Here is an 18,255-nt window from a genome sequence, read left to right as displayed (position 1 = left end):
TTTCTGTAAGTTTCTGAAGACTTGGGTTAGCGGGAGGGAACCCCACAACGCACGCGAGCGCATGCGGGGTTTCCCACCCTAGAAGGAGGCGGTGCTTATGCCTCGTCGACGGAGCTAGGTTCGTCGTGGGTCAGGCTCACGCCCATATCTTCTGCTGCCCGGAAGCCTTCTTCCTCCGAGTCGCTCATCTCAATAATCTTGCCGTCGGTGGAGAGCACCTCGACGTTCAGGCACAGAGACTGCATTTCCTTGATAAGAACCTTGAAGGATTCGGGGATACCCGGCTCAGGGATGTTCTCGCCCTTCACGATAGCCTCGTAAACCTTCACACGGCCCGCCACGTCATCGGACTTGACGGTCAGGATTTCCTGCAGGGTGTATGCGGCGCCGTATGCTTCCAGCGCCCACACTTCCATCTCACCGAAGCGCTGACCACCGAACTGCGCCTTACCACCCAGAGGCTGCTGGGTAATCATCGAGTACGGACCAGTGGAACGAGCGTGAATCTTGTCATCCACCAGGTGGTGCAGCTTCAGGATGTACTGGTAACCAACCGAAATCGGGTCCGGGAACGGCTCACCGGAACGGCCGTCAATCAGGCGTGCCTTACCGGAACGGTTGATTAGGCGGTCACCATCGCGGTTCGGGTTCGAGTGATCCATGAGGTCGAACAGTTCGTCCTCGTGGGCACCGTCGAACACAGGGGTTGCCAGGCGGGTCGGGCCGGATTCCTTCGGGAAGTTCGGCATGTGCTTGAGCCACTCAGGCTCGCCCTCAATCTTCCAACCCTGCTTAGCCAGCCAACCGGTGTGGACTTCCAGAACCTGACCAATGTTCATACGACCGGGCACGCCCAGCGGGTTCAGGATAACGTCCACGGGGGTACCGTCTTCCAGGAAGGGCATATCCTCGATCGGCAGGATCTTGGAAATAACACCCTTGTTACCGTGGCGGCCTGCAAGCTTGTCGCCGTCGGTAATCTTACGCTTCTGAGCCACGTACACACGGACCAGCTGGTTCACGCCCGGGGGCAGATCGTCCTCGTCATTGCTCTCGCGGTCGAAGATGCGGATACCAATGACGGTACCGGACTCGCCGTGAGGAACCTTCAGGGAGGTGTCGCGAACCTCGCGAGACTTCTCACCAAAGATTGCGCGCAGCAGGCGCTCTTCGGGGGTCAGCTCGGTCTCGCCCTTGGGGGTGACCTTGCCGACGAGGATGTCGCCAGCCTCAACCTCAGCACCGATGTGGATGATGCCGCGCTCGTCCAGAGCCGAGAGAACATCCTCGGACACGTTCGGGATATCGCGGGTAATCTCCTCGGGGCCCAGCTTGGTGTCGCGGGCGTCAATCTCGTGCTCCTCAATGTGAATCGAGGTCAGCACGTCCTCAGAAACCATGCGCTGGGAGAGGATGATCGCATCCTCGTAGTTCAGGCCTTCCCACGGCATGTATGCCACGAGCAGGTTCTTACCCAGTGCAAGCTCGCCGCCGTCGGTGGAGGGGCCGTCAGCAATAACGTCGCGGTACTCGACGCGCTGGCCTTCCTTCACCACAACGCGCTGGTTGTAGCAGTTACCCGGGTTCGAGCGGGAGAACTTCATGATCGGGTAGGTGGAGACAGAGCCGTCGTCGTTACGGACGATAACGGTCTTAGCGTCCACGGAGGAAACCACACCGGGCTTCTTCGCGAGCACGGAGTCACCGGAATCCAGTGCTGCGTACTTCTCCATACCGGTACCAACCACGGGAGCCTCAGACTCCAGCAGGGGCACAGCCTGACGCTGCATGTTAGCACCCATCAGTGCTCGGTTAGCGTCGTCGTGCTCCAGGTAAGGAATCAGGGCGGTAGCCACAGACACCATCTGGCGCGGGGAAACGTCCATGTACTGTACGGCGCCGGGAGCAACCATAACAGCTTCACCAGAACCGTCACCCGCACGGCAGAGAACCTCGTTCTCAGCGAAGGTACGGTCAGCGTTCAGCGGCGCGTTTGCCTGCGCAATGACGACACCCTTCTCATCGTCAGCAGTCAGGTAGCGGACCTCATCGGTCACACGGCCTTCAGTCACGACGCGGTAGGGGGTCTCAATGAAACCGAAGGAGTTGATGCGACCGTAGGTTGCCAGCGAACCAATCAGACCAATGTTCGGGCCTTCAGGGGTTTCAATGGGGCACATACGACCGTAGTGCGAGGGGTGGACGTCTCGAACTTCCATGCCTGCACGGTCACGGGACAGACCGCCCGGGCCCAGTGCGGACAGACGACGCTTGTGGGTCAGACCTGCCAGCGGGTTGTTCTGGTCCATGAACTGCGACAGCTGAGAAGTACCGAAGAACTCCTTGATAGCTGCAACGACAGGGCGGATGTTCACCAGGGACTGCGGGGTGATAGCGTCCACGTCCTGGGTGGTCATGCGCTCGCGAACCACGCGCTCCATACGGGACAGACCGGTACGGATCTGGTTCTCAATGAGCTCGCCTACGGTGCGGATACGACGGTTACCGAAGTGATCGATGTCGTCGATATCAACCTTGAGGGAAATCTCCTCGCCGTCACGGACGCCGGGGATGGTGGTCTCGCCTGCGTGCAGAGCGCACAGGTAACGAATCATCTGAGCGATGTCGTCCTGGCTCAGAACGGATGCCTCGGGGGAATCCATGGGAACGTCCACACCGAGCTTACGGTTCAGCTTGTAACGACCAACCTTCGCCAGGTCGTAGCGACGCGGGGTGAAGTACATGTTGTCCAGCAGACCCTGAGCAGCTTCAACCGTCGGGGGTTCGCCCGGACGCAGCTTGCGGTAGATATCCAGCAGAGCCTCGTCGCGGTCCTTAACGGAGTCCTTCTCCAGGGTTGCGCGGATGGAGTCGTACTGACCGAACTCAGCCAGGATCTTGGACTCGGTCCAGCCCAGAGCCTTCAGCAGAACAGTCACAGACTGCTTACGCTTACGGTCCAGACGCACGCCCACCTGGTCACGCTTATCAATCTCAAGCTCGAACCATGCACCGCGGGAAGGAATCACGCGGGCAGAGTAAATGTCCTTATCGGAGGTACGGTCCGGAGCCTTTTCGAAGTAAGCACCGGGGGAACGCACCAGCTGAGAAACGACCACACGCTCAGTACCGTTAATAACGAAGGTACCGGCCTCGGTCATCAGGGGGAAGTCACCCATGAACAGGGTCTGCTGCTTGACCTCGCCAGTAGCGAGGTTCATGAATTCAGCCTTAATATACAGCGGAGCCGAGTAGGTTGCGTCGCGGTCCTTGCACTCCTCAACAGAGTACTTGGGGTCAGCAAACTCAGGCTCAGAGAAGGAGAGCTGCATAGTCTCCTGGAAGTCACGAATCGGGGAGATTTCTTCAAAAATCTCAGCCAGACCGGACTGAGCGGGGACAGAATTGTCACCAGCAGCCTGCGCCTTTTCCAGACGCTCCGCCCAGCGCTCGTTACCCACGAGGCGGTCGAAGCTATCGGTCTGGATAGCAAGCAGGTTGGGAACCTTCAGCGGTTCATTAATCTTCGCGAATGAAATTCGGCGGGAGACGTTCTCCGCACCGTTAGCGGCGTCATGATTCGAGGTGCTCGAAGCGACCAAAATGGGGATCCTTCCACAGACATGTCTGTTAGCAATCAGCCTCCCGGCGACATTACCGGCGACACGACAACCTCAGCCCCCGAATAAAACGGTGCTCGAAGCTATAGAGTCGGACGGAAAAACGTCACCTTCAGCCCGTGCCCACCGCTATATGAAGGCACAAAGGTTAGGGAAAGCGTAAATACTAACAATACAGGAAGAAAGCCTTTCTGTCTACCACACCCGCATCAGGAGTGCAAACCTGCCACGGCTTGCACCTAGCATTCCACCACATTCACAGCCAAACCGCCCATAGACGTCTCCTTATAACGGTGAGACATATCCAAACCGGTCTGACGCATCGTCTCAATCACCTGATCCAACGACACACGATGCGTACCATCACCACGCAACGCCATACGAGCCGCCGTCACAGCATTCGACGCCGCCATCGCATTACGCTCAATACACGGAATCTGCACCAAACCACCCACCGGGTCACACGTCAAACCCAGGTTGTGCTCCATCGCAATCTCAGCAGCATTCTCAACCTGCTCAGGAGTACCACCCATCACCTGCGCCAAACCAGCAGCAGCCATCGAAGAGGCACTACCCACCTCACCCTGACAGCCCACCTCAGCACCAGAAATCGAAGCACGCTTCTTATACAGCACACCCACAGCAGCAGACGCCAAGAAGAAATCAACAACCGCCTGATCACGAGCAGCCTGACCGCAATGGCGGATACCCTGCGTGTAATTCATCGCGTAATGCAGCACCGCAGGAATAATACCCGCAGCACCATTCGTCGGAGCAGTCACCACACGACCACCAAAAGCGTTCTCCTCATTGACCGCCAAAGCAATCAGGTTCACCCAGTCAATAGCGAACTCAGGAGACTTCGAAGGATCCTCCACCATCAAATCACGATGCCAAGCACCCGCACGGCAACGCACCTTCAAAGGACCAGGCAAATAGCCCACACGCGCCAACGAAGAACCAATACAGTCCTTCATCACACGGTAGATATGCAGGATGCCATCGCGGACCTCCTGCTCAGAACGCAGAGAACACTCATTCGCCATCTTCAACTGCGCAATCGACAGACCAGACTCATTCGCCATCTCCAGCAGCTCAGCCGCCGAACCAAAAGGATACGGAGGGTTCATCAGCGACGCACCACCGGTCGCCTCCTCATCACCCTCAACAATGAAACCGCCACCAATCGAATAGTAAGTGCGCTCCAACAGCAGCTGCTCACCCGCAAACGCCGCAATCTTCATACCGTTCGTATGGCGCGGAAGAACCGTCAACGGACGCAGAGTCATATCCAGCTCACGGTAATTCACCACCGGGCCATACACCTTCTGCTCCTCACCACCGGGCGCAGTCACACCGTAAGCAGAGGACGGATAACCAGCCAACGGCAAAGTACCATCCACGCTATTGCGCTCAATCATCGCCTCAGAATCAGCGATATTGATAGTCTCCGGAACAAAACCACACAGGCCCTTCAACGCAGCACTCATCGTACCGTGACCGGCACCCGTAGCCGCCAACGAACCATACAGGTCAACATGCACACCCGTCACACGGTTCAGCAGGCCCTCATCAATCAGCTCCGCCACAAAACGATTCGAAGCGCGCATCGGCCCCACAGTATGCGAGCTCGAAGGACCCACTCCGACACTGAACATCTCAAAAACACTGATGTCATACGGCAGAGCCTCTGCCTTCTTCTGGGCGCTGCTCGGTTCGCTCTGGTTAATAGCCACGTTCTGTCCTTCAAATAAAAATGTCTATGCACCGCCCCAAAAGATACGCGCCCCTCAGCAGAGGGACCACACATCAATCTGCGGTCTATAAGTGCGGACAATCACCCTTGACTGGCCGCTCTAATCCTAACGCACTTCAGAACCATCACAAACTAAGGCTCAGAACACCTCACGCCCTCCCCCACCACACAACCCCGTATTACAACGCAGAAAAGGCGCCGTGCCTATACAGGACACGACGCCTCTGCACTACAGATTACCTGCAGAAAAACTCTTACTTCTCACGCTTGTAGAACGGCAGAGCCACAACATCAAACGGAGCACGCTTACCGCGGATATCAACATCCACAGTAGAACCAACCTCAGAGAACTCACGGTTCACCAGCGCCATAGCAATCGGGAAGCCCAGAGTCGGGGAAGGAATACCGGAGGTAACCTCACCAATCTCATTACCCTCAGCATCCACCAGCTTAGAACCGGCACGAGCAGGACGCTTCGCCTGAGCCTTCAAACCAACCAGGATGCGCTTCGACTCGCTCTTAGCCAGCTCAGTCAGAGCCTCACGACCAACGAAGTCAGCCGCCTTCTTCTCCAGAGCGATCTCAACCAGACGGCCCAGACCGGACTCAAACGGAGTAATCTCAAGACCCAGCTCATGACCATACAGCGGCATACCAGCCTCAAGACGCAGGGAGTCACGAGAAGCCAGGCCGGCAGGAATCATACCAAAAGGCTCACCAGCAGCAGCCAGCTTATCCCACAGCTCAACAGCGTTCTCATTCGGAACAAACAGCTCGAAGCCATCCTCACCGGTGTAACCGGTACGAGCCAGCAGAACATCAACACCGGCAACAGTCAGCGGCACCGAAGCGTAGTACTTCAGCTCGCGGACAGCCTCCTCATCAGAAACACCAGCAGCCAGCAGAATCTCCTCAGCACGAGGACCCTGAACAGCTACCAGGGAAGTCTGATCCGACTCGTTCACGAACTCAACGTTGAAATCGCCCAGGCGCTTGCTCATCGCAGCGAAGTCAGTGTCAATGTTCGAAGCGTTCGGAACGACCATGAACTCCTCATCGCCCAGACGGTAAGTAATCAGGTCGTCAATCACGCCGCCCTTGTCGTTGACCAGGATCGAGTACTTTGCCTTACCGGCCTTCAGGATGGACATGTTCGATACCAGAGCGTAATCCAGGAACGCACCCGCATCCGGACCGGTCACACGGAACTCACCCATGTGGGACAGGTCGAAAATACCGGCACGAGTACGGACAGCCTCATGCTCAGCAACGTCATTAGCGTACTTCAGGGGCATATCCCAGCCGCCAAAGTCGGTGAAAGAAGCGCCAAGCTTCTCGTGGACAGAGTACAGAGAGGTCTTCTTGGGGGACATTAGATTCTCCTCACGCACAGCCTTGTGCTGTTATCGTTCAATCATCGTAGATTTAGTTCACCCCCACAGACATGAGATACGCTGCGGAGGCGATCCTCACCCGCCCCAGGAACCTGAGGACGAGTGAGGCAGGTAGACCGCTACAGCCTACCCAGGAGCGTTACAGGCTCCTTATGCTTCCAGATCGAAAGCCTCCATCGGGGGGCATTCGCACACGAAGTTACGGTCACCGCCAGCACCATCAATACGACCCACCGAAGTGAAGTACTTGTTAGCGCGCAGGCTCGGGACAGGGAAAGCTGCCTGAGTACGGCTGTAGGGGCGATCCCACTCATCAGCGCTCACCACATCAACGGTATGCGGTGCGTTGCGCAGAACCGAATCCTCCACAGCGACCTTGCCCTCAGCCACCTCGATAATCTCGTCGTAGATGGTCTCCATTGCCTCAATGAAGCGGTCCAGCTCTTCCTTCGACTCAGACTCAGTCGGCTCAACCATCAGGGTGCCCGGAACCGGGAACGCCAGAGTCGGAGCGTGGAAGCCGAAGTCCATCAGACGCTTGCAGACATCCTCAGCAGTCACGTGAGACTGATCGGTCAGCTGACGCAGATCCAGGATGCACTCGTGAGCGACCAGACCGCCGGGGCCGGTGTACAGCACCGGGTACTTGTCGTTGAGCTTCTTCGCAATGTAGTTAGCGTTCAGAACCGCGTACTGCGAAGAGTCCTTCAGACCCTGAGCACCAGTCATCGCAATGTACATCCAGCTAATCGGCAGAACACCGGCAGAACCGAAGAACGCCTGCGAAATCGGCAGTGCGGCATCATTGGGGAGCTTACCCTCAGAGTCAGCACGGTATGCGTCACCGGGCAGGAACTTCGCCAGGTGCTCACGAACAGCCAGCGGGCCAACACCGGGGCCGCCACCACCGTGAGGAATGGAGAAGGTCTTGTGCAGGTTCAGGTGCGAAACGTCGCCGCCGAACTTACCGGGCTGAGCGAATCCCATCTGAGCGTTCAAGTTCGCACCATCCAGGTACACCTGGCCGCCAGCCTCGTGAACCAGCTGGCACACCTCAGCAACCTGCTCCTCAAACACACCGTGAGTGGAGGGGTAGGTAATCATGATGCCGGCAACCTTGGGACCGTACTTCTCGATCTTTGCCTTCAGGTCGTCAACGTCAATCGAACCGTCAGCCGCAGTTGCCACACCGGCAACCTTCAGACCAGCCAGAGCAGCAGATGCCGCGTTGGTGCCGTGAGCAGACAGCGGAATCAAGACAGTATCGCGCTCGTGGTCACCGTTAGCCTCGTGGAAGGAACGGATAGCGCGCAGACCAGCATACTCACCGGTCGCACCCGAGTTCGGCTGCAGGGACACAGCATCGTAACCGGTAATAGCAACCAGCCACTCAGTCAGGTCCTTAATCAGCTCGTGCCAGCCCTCAGCCTGATCCTCCGGGACCAGCGGGTGAATGTTCGCGAACTCAGGCCAGGAGATGGGCTCCATCTCAGCAGCCGCGTTCAGCTTCATGGTGCACGAACCCAGCGGAATCATGGTGCGGTCAAGAGCCAGATCCTTATCAGCGAGGTGACGCAGGTAGCGCATCATCTCGGTCTCGGAGCGGTACTTGTGGAAAATCGGGTGCTGCATGTACTCATCGGTACGCAACAACTCAGCGGGCAGATCGTACTGTGCATCTGCCTCACCCAGGGTGCCGCCCAGAGCCTCAACCAGGCCCTTGAGCAGCTCCTCACCGTGAGATTCACCCACGGAAATACCAACACGGTTCTCGTCGAAGCGGCGGATGTTCACTCCAGCTTCCAGAGCCTTCGCAACCAGCTCGTCAGCACGGCCGGCAGCCTCCACCACGACGGTGTCGAAGAAAGTATCGTGAGCGATACCGTAGCCCGCAGCCTTCAGCGCGGTAGCAACACGAGCGGCATTAGTGTGCAGGCGGTTCGCGATAGCGCGCAGACCCTCAGGACCGTGGTACATCGCGTAAGCACCAGCAACAATCGCCAGCAGAGCCTGAGCAGTACAAATATTGGAAGTAGCCTTCTCACGGCGAATGTGCTGCTCACGAGTCTGCAGAGCCAGACGGTATGCAGGCTTACCAGCCGAATCCTTAGAAACACCCACCAGACGGCCAGGCATGGTACGCTCCATACCCTTGTGAACAGCCATGTAAGCAGCGTGGGGGCCACCGAAGAAGAAGGGCAGACCGAAACGCTGAGTGTTACCCACAGCGATATCAGCGCCCAGCTCACCCGGAGACTTCAGCAGGGTCAGAGCCAGCAGGTCAGCGACCACAGTGACCAGGGCGTTACGCTCCTTAGCGGCCTTAATCAGCGGCTCAATATCGCGAATATCGCCTTCATTGCCGGGGTACGCCAGGACGATACCGTACAGGTCGCCCTCGGGCAGGCCCTCAGAGAAATCAGTAATGACGAAGGGAATGCCGAGCATCTCTGCGCGGCCGCGAGTCACCGAAATAACCTGAGGCAGGCAACGGGAGTCAATCGCGAAGAAGCCGTTCTTCACCTTGCGGTTCGCACGGTGCATCATGACAGCTGCTTCAGCCACTGCGGACGCCTCATCCAGCAGGGAGGAGTTTGCAATCTCCAGGCCGGTCAGCTCCATCACGGTGTTCTGGAAGTTCAGCAGAGCCTCCAGACGGCCCTGAGAAATCTCAGCCTGGTACGGGGTGTAAGAAGTGTAGAAACCGGGGTTTTCCAGAATGTTACGGCGCAGAACCGCGGGAGTTACTGCATCGTAGTATCCGGCACCAATCATCTGGGCGAGAACCTTATTCTTCGCAGCATAGCCGGCAATCTTTGCCTGAGCCTCATGCTCCGACAGCGGAGCAGGCAACTGCAATTCGCCGTCAAGGCGAATCTGGGAGGGGACGACAGCGTCCATCAGCGCATCCAGGGAAGAGTATCCCAGGGTTTCGAGCATCTGCTCTGCGTCTGCGGAACGGGGGCCGAGATGACGATCAATAAAGGACATAGGATTCTCCTATTGGTCGGCGCAAACCGTAGAGGGGTCACGTCGCGCTATTGCGACGAGTCGAACATCTTAAGTGTCCCACATCTCCATGAAGTTTTGCCACCTTTATCAGCATTCGACATGCCCGAATATCAAGCTCTTCGCTACCCCAAATCCCACCCTCTACTAGCTGAAAAACAGCAAAAAAGCACAAAGTCCGACTCGTTCCCTCCGAAGAGAAAACGAGCCGGACTCAGTCAAAGCAAACTTCGCATACACCCTGCAGAAGGATGTACTAGAAGAACCTACTTAGCGTGCTTAGCGTGGTCAGGCTTGCCACCGTGCGGCACGAGGAATGCCGACAGAAAGGCGAGGAACGCGGTCACGGCCAGCAGCATCAGACCGATGAAGTAGTTGTTCTCAGCCTGGTTGTAGGTTGCACCCATCACCAGCGGCGGGAAGAAACCACCCAGAGCGCCAGCAGCAGCAACCACACCGGACACCGCACCAACGTTCTTCGGATCAGCCGCACGAGCCACCCAGCCGAAGACCGAGCCGTGGCCCAGACCCAGAAGAGCACCCATCAGGATGAAGACAGCACCATACACGTGCTCAGCATCAGGCTGGAACGCGGTGATAACTGCCAGAATCACCACACCGCCCAGGGAGATGAGGGAGATAATCTTCGGACCGAACTTATCAGCCAGAACACCACCGAAGGGACGAGCAATCACGGTAGCAGCCACGAAGCCAGCCGCACGCATACCAGCGTCGTTAGCGTTGAAGCTGTAGATGTTGCTCAGGTAAGTGGGCAGGTAGTTCGAGAATGCCACGAACGCACCGAACACAACAGCGTAGAGGAAGCCCAGCTGCCAAGTGGTCTTCACCTTGAATGCCTGAACAATCTTCGGCATCAGCGGAGTAACCTCACGGCCGATGGTTGCCGGAGAATCCTTCAAGAAGAAGAAAGAGATAGCAGCGGTTACAGCACAGATAACAGCAATCAGAACGTGAGTCTGGAAGTAACCAATACCCTGCACCAGGCGGGGGGTAGCGAATGCAGAAATTGCAGTACCCACCATGCCGGCACCGAACACACCGGTCGCAAAACCCTTCTTGGAAGCGTCATACCATGCGGAACTGAAGGGAATACCCACAGCGAACACGGTACCCGCAATACCCAGGAAGAACGCCACAACAAGCAGCATGGGCAGCGAGTTCATCTGACCAGCAACACCAACCAGGAGGACCAGGGGTGCGCTAATCGCCAGAACAGCGGTGAACATAATACGACCACCGTAGCGGTCAGTCAGACCACCAACGGGAATACGGCCGATAGCGCCGATGAAAATCGGCATAGCAACCAGAAGGCTGGTCATACCAGCGTCCAGGTGCATCTGCTTTGCGTACATCTTGGCCAGCGGGCCAACGACGGTCCACGCCCAGAAACCAATGGTAGAGGCGAAGGTTGCAAGCAGAACGTTACGGAGCTGACCATTCTTCAGGTCGTAGCTCGGTGCAGCGGGGGTGCTCATATTTCCTCTTTTGCAATATGGATATGTGTATTAGCGGTCGGCGCGCTCACGGGGGAGAGTACCAACCGGATCCCAACCTCGACGTGCACCAACACGCTGGCCACCACGAGAGCGGTACACGGTGTAGGGGCGGAAGAGGTAGTGCAGGGGCACAGTCAGTGCATGCACCAGGCGGGTAAACGGCCAAATGATGAACAGAACCATAGCCACCACGATGTGAATCTTGAAAGCCACAGGAATATTCACCATCAGAGCCACCTCAGGGTGGAAGTAGAACAGCGAACGGAACCACACAGAAATGGTCTCACGGTAGTTGAAGTGAACCTCGTGACCATTCACCGGAGGCAAACCACCCGAGGGGTTCACTGCCGAAATTAGAGTAGCCGCAGTACCGGCGAGAATCACCAGAACCAAAACGACATACATGAAAACGTCATTACGAGTGGTAGCCGAACGCACACGAGAGTTCGAAGCGCGGCGACCAATCAGAACGAACATACCAACAATGGTTGCGACCGCAGCAACAGAACCGCCAACCAGCGCCACAATGTGGTAAGTGTCTTCCGAAACGACCAGGTCGGTGAATGCCTTAGGCACCACCAGACCACCAACGTGGCCAAGGAAAACGGCCGCAAGACCGTAATGGAACAGGGGCGAAGCGATGCGCAACAGCTTCGATTCATAGACCTGGGACGAGCGGGTAGTCCATCCGAACTGGTCAGTACGGTAACGCCAAATGGTGCCACCAATCAGAACGACCAGTGCAACATAGGGCAGAACGCCCCACAGCAGGATGTCAACAATACCCGGATCGGCTACAGCCTGTGCAGCATGTCCTGCGTTCTCAGAAGCAAGTACGTACACGTGTTGTCTCCTCACAAGGGATAAAACTAGTTAGAACGAGCCGAAGCCTGCTGGAGCAGCTGATGATCAGCGTAGCCATTCAGGCCAACAGTCTCGACGGGAGGGCCGTAGCCAGCCATCTTCTGGACCTCCTCCTGAGTCTGCGGAGAGACGCCAGGAAGGGTATCGCAGATGCTCTGCAACAACCCGTAGTGGGGCAGATTTCCGTCCTTCATGGACAGACGAAGAAGCTCAAGGGACGGACGGTACGCCTGCAAAGCGGAACGGCCCTTACGGCGATCCACCAACGCACAGAACTCCAGCACCAGCGGCAGGTAGTCCGGAAGCTCACCATTCAAAACGGTCAACATACCGGAGTCGCGGTACATCTGCTTGAAACGCAGAAGAGTCTCACCACGGCGGCGGGTATCGCCATCGGTCCAGTAGGACAGATGCAGAGAATGACGACGCGAAAGGTCGTACTCCTGCACGTACTCGGACTGCACATCCTCAAGGTCCTTAGAAGTCAGCCACTGCTGAACCGCATCAACGGCAGCAATGAAAGCCTCATCCTGGGTGGAAGCGGTAATCTCCACCAGCTCGGGCAGAACCTTCAGAGTTTCCTCATCGGGGTAGCCCAGGAGCATACCGCTCACCTGGTAGATCACCGAGTCCTTATCCTCGCCGGGACCGTAATCAATATCGAACGGGTTCTCCGGCTGAGCCGGCTCCGAGACCGCAGCCTCGGAACCGGCCTTGCCCATGAGCTTGGAAAAGAATCCAGCCACTTATTACTTCTTTCCGGTGGTGTTCGGGAAGAGGCCATCAGGACGGGAAGAACCGTCCCAGCTGAACAAGCTGACCTTGTTGTTAGCCTCGTAGACACCGGTGGACACGGGGGTCGGGCGACCCTCCATGTCGTTGAACGCATCGCCGTACATGCCGGGTCCGCCATCCACGCTCAGGGAGCAGCCCATTTCCTCAAGGTTGTGGGCGTCTTCCATGTGAGCCTTAGGAATGACGTAACGCTCGTTGTACTTAGCGATAGCCATCAGACGGTACATCTCGTACACCTGCTGACCGGTCATGCCGACAGCCTGAGCGATCTCCTCGTTGCCTTCGCCACCGAGGTTGATGTCACGCATGTACGAACGCATCGCAGCCAGGCGGCGCAGAACGTTAGTAACAACCTCAGTGTCACCAGCGGTGAACAGCTCAGCCAGGTACTCAACCGGAATACGGAGAGACTCAATAGCGCCGAACAGGTTGTTGCTGTTCTCTGCATCGTGGCCCTGCTCCTTGAGCAGGTCAACAATCGGAGACAGCGGCGGCACGTACCAAACCATCGGCATGGTGCGGTACTCGGGGTGCAGGGGCAGAGCCACCTTCCACTCCTTCGCCAGCTTGTACACGGGCGACTTCTGAGCTGCAGTAATCCACGCCTCGGGGATGTCGTTCTTACGAGCCTGCTCAATCACAGCCGGATCCGAAGGATCAAGCATCAGCGACAGCTGAGCCTCGTAGAGGTCCTTCTCGTCCTCAACCGAAGCAGCCTCAGTCACGCGGTCTGCATCGTAGAGGAAGATACCGATGTAGCGCATACGACCAACACAGGTCTCAGCACACACGGTCGGGATACCAGCCTCAATACGGGGGTAGCAGAAGGTACACTTCTCAGCCTTACCCGTCTTGTGGTTGAAGTACACCTTCTTGTAGGGGCAGCCGGTGATGCACTGACGCCAACCGCGGCAACGGTCCTGGTCAACCAGAACAATGCCGTCCTCAGCGCGCTTGTAGATAGCGCCGGAGGGGCAAGAAGCCATGCAGGAGGGGTTCAGGCAGTGCTCACAAATACGAGGCAGGTAGAACATGAAGGTCTGCTCGAACTCGAACTTAATCTTGTCCTCAGCCTTCTTGCGAACCTTCTCAACCAGCGGGTCCAGGTGACCGTACTCGGTCGCACCAGCCAGGTTGTCGTCCCAGTTCATACCCCACTCGACCTTGGTGTCCTCACCGGTGATGAGGGAGACCGGCTTAGCAGCCGGGAAGTCATCACCCAGAGGAGCACTGGTCAGGTTCTGGTAATCGTAGGTCCAGGGCTCGTAGTAGTCGTTCAGCTCGGGCTGAATCGGGGAAGCGAAAATCGTGAAGAGCTTCTGGAAGCGGTTACCGCTCTTGAGCTCCAGACGACCGCGCTTGTTCAGCACCCAGCCGCCCTTCCACTTCTCCTGATCCTCGTAACGGCGGGGGTAACCCTGACCGGGACGAGTCTCAACGTTGTTGAACCAGACGTACTCGGTACCGGCTCGGTTCGTCCATGCCTGCTTACAGGTCACGGAGCAGGTGTGGCAGCCGATGCACTTATCGAGCGCCATCACCATCGCAACTTGTGCCATAACGCGCATTAGAAAGTTACCTCCTGGGACTTACGGCGACGGATGTACGAGACGATGTCTCGCTGGTTACCGGTCGGTCCAAGATAGTTGAAGGCGAACGCCTGGTGAGCGTAGCCACCAATCATGTGGGTGGGCTTCAGAAGAATACGGGTCACCGAGTTGTGAATACCACCGCGCTTACCGGTGACTTCAGACTTCGGGCTAACCATACGCTCCTGAGCGTGGTAAACGAAGCAGACGCCCTCGGGCATACGGTGCGAAACAACCGCACGGCCCACGAAGACACCGTTGGTGTTCACACACTCAATCCACTCGCCATCCTTGACGCCAATCTTCTCAGCGTCCTGCGGGCTCATCCACGCAGTCGGGCCACCACGGAACATGCTGAGCATGTAGTGGTTGTCGAAGTACTGCGAGTGAATTGCCCACTTGTTGTGCGGGGTCAGGTAGCGGACAGCAACCGAAACACCATCGGTAGTACCGAGCTCGGGCTCGTTGTACAGGCCGGTCATGTCCAGCGGCGGACGGTAAATCGGCAGAGCCTCGCCCATTTCGTGCATCCAGTCGTGGTCGAGGAAGAAGTGCATACGGCCGGTCAGGGTGTGGAACGGCTTCTTCTTCTCGATGTTGACGGTGAACGGAGCGTAACGGCGACCGCCGGTCTCCGAACCGGACCACTCGGGGGAGGTCATCACGGGCTGCGGTGCGGCCTGGGTCATGGGGAAGGTGATACGACGTTCCTCGTTACCTTCTGCCAGGTCCATCAGGTGCAGACCGGTCTGCTTCTCGAGCTCCTTGAAGCCCTTGATAGCAACCTCACCGTTAGAGGTACCCGAAATCATCATGATGGATTCGGCAATCTTCACATCGGTGTCCAGTGCCGGACGACCTGCGCCCTTACCGGAGTCCATCACACCGAATTCCTTAGCCATCTTCGCGACTTCGTCCTTCAGGTCATAGGTGATGAACTTGGTGGTAGCACCGAGCTTGTCGAACAGCGGGCCAACGGTGGTGTACATGTCGTACAGTGCGCCGTAGTCACGCTCGACGGTGACGAAGTTCGGCATATTCTTGCCGGGCACACCCACCATACCGGGGGTGTTCTTCCAGTCGGGTGCGTGACCGCCGGGCTGAGCAATCTGGCCGGGGGTGTCGTGCAGCAGCGGGACCGAAACGATGTCCTTACGAACGCCGAGGTGCTTCTTAGCCAGGCGAGTGAACTCGTATGCCAGTGCCTTGAAGGTCTCGTGGTCGGTCTTTGCCTCCCACGGCGGGTCAATTGCCGGGGAGAATGCGTGCAGGAACGGGTGCATATCGGTCGAGGAGATATCGTGCTTCTCGTACCAGGTTGCAGTCGGCAGAACGATGTCAGACAGCAGGGTCGTGGAGGTCATACGGAAGTCCGAGGTGACCAGCAGATCCAGCTTGCCCTGAGGTGCCTCATCAACCCACTTCACTTCGTTCGGCAGCTTCTCCGAATCGGAGCCCTGGACGTTGTCCATGCTACCGACCAGGTGCTTCAGGAAGTAGCTCTCACCCTTAGCGGAGGAACCGAACAGGTTCGAACGCCACAGGGTCAGGGTACGAGGCCAGTTGATGGGGTTGTCAACGTCCTCAACGGAGAACTCCAAGTCACCGGAGTTCAGGCGCTGCGCAATGTAGTCCGCATTCGAGGAAGCCTCGCCGCGTGCCACTGCCTGCTCTGCCTTATCAGCCAAGTCCAGCGAGTTCTCGGGGAACTGCGGGTAGAACGGCATCCAGCCCATACGGGTAGAACGTGCCACAACGTCAGCAGTGTGAACGTCACGCAGCTCGCCCTTAGCCAGCGGGGACTGCAGGTAATCGGTGGAGTATGCATCCTGACGGAACTGGTCAGTGTGCATGTACCAGAAGCCGGTACCAATCATGTGACGCGGCGGGCGGCTCCAGTCCAGAGCGTTCGCAATGTTGGTCAGACCGGTCAGCGGACGTGCCTTCTCCTGGCCCACGTAGTGAGCCCAACCGCCACCATTACGGCCCTGGCAACCGGTCAGGTTCAGCAGGGAGAGAATAGCGCGGTAGGTGGTGTCAGCGTGGTACCACTGGCAGATACCTGCACCGAAGATAATCATGGAGCGGCCACCGGAATCCAGGGCGCTCTTAGCGAACTCGCGGGCAACGCGGATAACAGCCTCGGCGGGGACAGAAGTAATCTGCTCCTGCCATGCCGGGGTGTTCTGAACGTTCCAGTCCTCGTAGTCCTTAGCCCAAGTACCGGGCAGGCCCTCACGACCCACACCGTACTGTGCCAGCATGATATCGAAGACGGTGGTGACTTCGTGGCCTTCAACGTAGGCTACGGGCACGCCGCGGGTAATGACGTCGCCATGGCCCTTCGGGTTGTCGAAGGTCGGCATCTTAATCTCTGCAGCTGCAGTCTGGCCCTGGGGCAGGTCGCGAATCGACAGAATCGGCTTACGACCCTGCAGGTCCAGGTTCCACTTGCCCTGATCTTCCTGAGCGTAACGGTGACCCATGGTGCCGTTGGGAACGAAGACCTCACCGGTCTCGCGGTCCATCAGGACGGGCTTGAAGTCAGCGTTCGGCTGCTCAGCCTCGCCAGCGAGCTTTGCAGCGGTCAGGAACTTGGAGGGAACCTTAACACCGTCTTCGCGGGTTTCCAGGGTGACCAAGAAGGGAAGGTCGGTGTAGGTCAGGGAGAAGTCCTCGAAGAACTCGACACGCTGGTCAACGTAGTTCTCCTTAAGGATGACGTGGCCCATTGCCATAGCCAGTGCCGCGTCGGTACCTGCCTGGGCGGGCAGCCACTCGTCAGCGAACTTGGTGTTGTCAGCGTAGTCGGGGCTCACGGTGACGACCTTGGTACCGCGGTAGCGGACCTCAGAGACCCAGTGAGCGTCCGGGGTACGGGTCAGCGGAACGTTTGCACCCCACATGATGAGGTATGCAGCGTCCCACCAGTCGCCAGACTCGGGAACGTCGGTCTGGTCACCGAAGACCTGCGGGGAAGCCACGGGAAGGTCAGCATACCAGTCGTAGAAGCTGGTCATGACGCCGCCCATCAGCTGGACGTAGCGAACACCCGCACTGAAGGACACCATGGACATTGCCGGAATCGGGGTGAAGCCGGTGTTACGGTCGGGACCGTAGTACTTGATGGTGTGCACGTGAGCAGCCGCCATCAGCTCGAGAGCCTCAGCCCAGGTCGAGCGCACCAGACCACCCTTACCGCGTGCGTTCACGTAGCGTGCACGCTTGGCGGGGTCGGACACGATGGAGTGGAAGGCGTCCACGGGATCGTTGTGGATTGCCTTCGCTTCGCGGTACATCTCCAGCAGGAGACCGCGAACATAGGGGTACTTAACGCGAGTGGGAGAGTAGGTGTACCACGAGAATGATGCACCGCGAGGGCAACCACGGGGCTCGTACTCGGGGCGGTCGGGACCAACCGAGGGGTAGTCGGTTTCCTGTGCTTCCCAGGTGATAATGCCGTCCTTGACGTACACCTTCCAGGAGCAGGAGCCGGTGCAGTTCACGCCGTGGGTAGAGCGAACTTCCTTATCGTGGCTCCAACGGTCGCGGTAGAAGGCGTCACCTTCGCGGCCGCCTTCACGGAAGACGGCGCGGCCGTCTTCAGTCTCATCCCAGCGGGAGAAGAACTTACCGAACTTGATCAGCTGATCGGTAAGGGGGCCGTCCGGGCCCTTAATCTGTGATGCTTGTTCCATACTGCCCAATATA

General features: G+C 57.8%; 9 protein-coding genes. All 9 read right to left on the bottom strand.

Going from position 1 to position 18,255, the window contains the following annotated elements:
- Positions 1-95: 95 nt before the first annotated feature.
- The 9 genes from rpoB to NML54_RS00150 all read right to left on the bottom strand — a co-directional run bounded on the left by rpoB (position 96) and on the right by NML54_RS00150 (position 18,242).
- Positions 96-3,602 carry a DNA-directed RNA polymerase subunit beta gene (gene rpoB / locus NML54_RS00190; protein WP_254755297.1) on the bottom strand — a complete coding sequence of 1,169 codons (3,507 nt, stop codon included), beginning with the start codon at positions 3,600-3,602 and terminating at the stop codon, positions 96-98.
- A gap of 257 nt (positions 3,603-3,859) precedes the next feature.
- Entirely contained in the window at positions 3,860-5,356 is a 1,497-nt protein-coding gene (locus NML54_RS00185) for an L-serine ammonia-lyase (RefSeq protein WP_371925769.1), read from the bottom strand.
- 274 nt (positions 5,357-5,630) lie between these two features.
- Entirely contained in the window at positions 5,631-6,749 is a 1,119-nt protein-coding gene (gcvT, locus tag NML54_RS00180) for a glycine cleavage system aminomethyltransferase GcvT (protein WP_254755296.1), read from the bottom strand.
- A gap of 171 nt (positions 6,750-6,920) precedes the next feature.
- Complete coding sequence (gene gcvP / locus NML54_RS00175; RefSeq protein WP_254755295.1) at positions 6,921-9,761, bottom strand: aminomethyl-transferring glycine dehydrogenase; 2,841 nt, start codon at positions 9,759-9,761, stop codon at positions 6,921-6,923.
- 284 nt (positions 9,762-10,045) lie between these two features.
- Positions 10,046-11,275, bottom strand: coding sequence for an MFS transporter (locus tag NML54_RS00170; protein ID WP_254755294.1), 1,230 nt, complete (start codon positions 11,273-11,275; stop codon positions 10,046-10,048).
- A gap of 30 nt (positions 11,276-11,305) precedes the next feature.
- Positions 11,306-12,139, bottom strand: a complete 834-nt coding sequence (gene narI, locus NML54_RS00165) for a respiratory nitrate reductase subunit gamma (protein WP_254755293.1) — start codon at positions 12,137-12,139, stop codon at positions 11,306-11,308.
- Positions 12,140-12,165: 26 nt separating this feature from the next.
- Positions 12,166-12,906 carry a nitrate reductase molybdenum cofactor assembly chaperone gene (gene narJ, locus NML54_RS00160; RefSeq protein WP_070615157.1) on the bottom strand — a complete coding sequence of 247 codons (741 nt, stop codon included), beginning with the start codon at positions 12,904-12,906 and terminating at the stop codon, positions 12,166-12,168.
- Positions 12,907-12,909: 3 nt separating this feature from the next.
- Positions 12,910-14,523 carry a nitrate reductase subunit beta gene (gene narH, locus NML54_RS00155; protein ID WP_254755292.1) on the bottom strand — a complete coding sequence of 538 codons (1,614 nt, stop codon included), beginning with the start codon at positions 14,521-14,523 and terminating at the stop codon, positions 12,910-12,912.
- Positions 14,523-18,242, bottom strand: coding sequence for a nitrate reductase subunit alpha (locus tag NML54_RS00150; RefSeq protein ID WP_254755291.1), 3,720 nt, complete (start codon positions 18,240-18,242; stop codon positions 14,523-14,525). The genes narH and NML54_RS00150 overlap by 1 nt, the downstream gene beginning before the upstream one ends.
- Between the last annotated feature and the right edge of the window lie 13 nt (positions 18,243-18,255).

Source organism: Rothia gullae, from assembly GCF_024294905.1.
Lineage (GTDB): Bacteria > Actinomycetota > Actinomycetes > Actinomycetales > Micrococcaceae > Rothia.
This window is presented reverse-complemented; position numbering and strand designations above follow the sequence as displayed.

Excerpts from the sequence above, each read along its gene's own strand:
- gcvT (WP_254755296.1), bottom strand. The coding sequence starts at position 6,749 with ATGTCCCCCAAGAAGACCTCTCTGTACTCTGTCCACGAGAAGCTTGGC.
- gcvP (WP_254755295.1), bottom strand. The coding sequence starts at position 9,761 with ATGTCCTTTATTGATCGTCATCTCGGCCCCCGTTCCGCAGACGCAGAG.
- NML54_RS00170 (WP_254755294.1), bottom strand. The coding sequence starts at position 11,275 with ATGAGCACCCCCGCTGCACCGAGCTACGACCTGAAGAATGGTCAGCTC.
- narH (WP_254755292.1), bottom strand. The coding sequence starts at position 14,523 with ATGCGCGTTATGGCACAAGTTGCGATGGTGATGGCGCTCGATAAGTGC.
- NML54_RS00150 (WP_254755291.1), bottom strand. The coding sequence starts at position 18,242 with ATGGAACAAGCATCACAGATTAAGGGCCCGGACGGCCCCCTTACCGAT.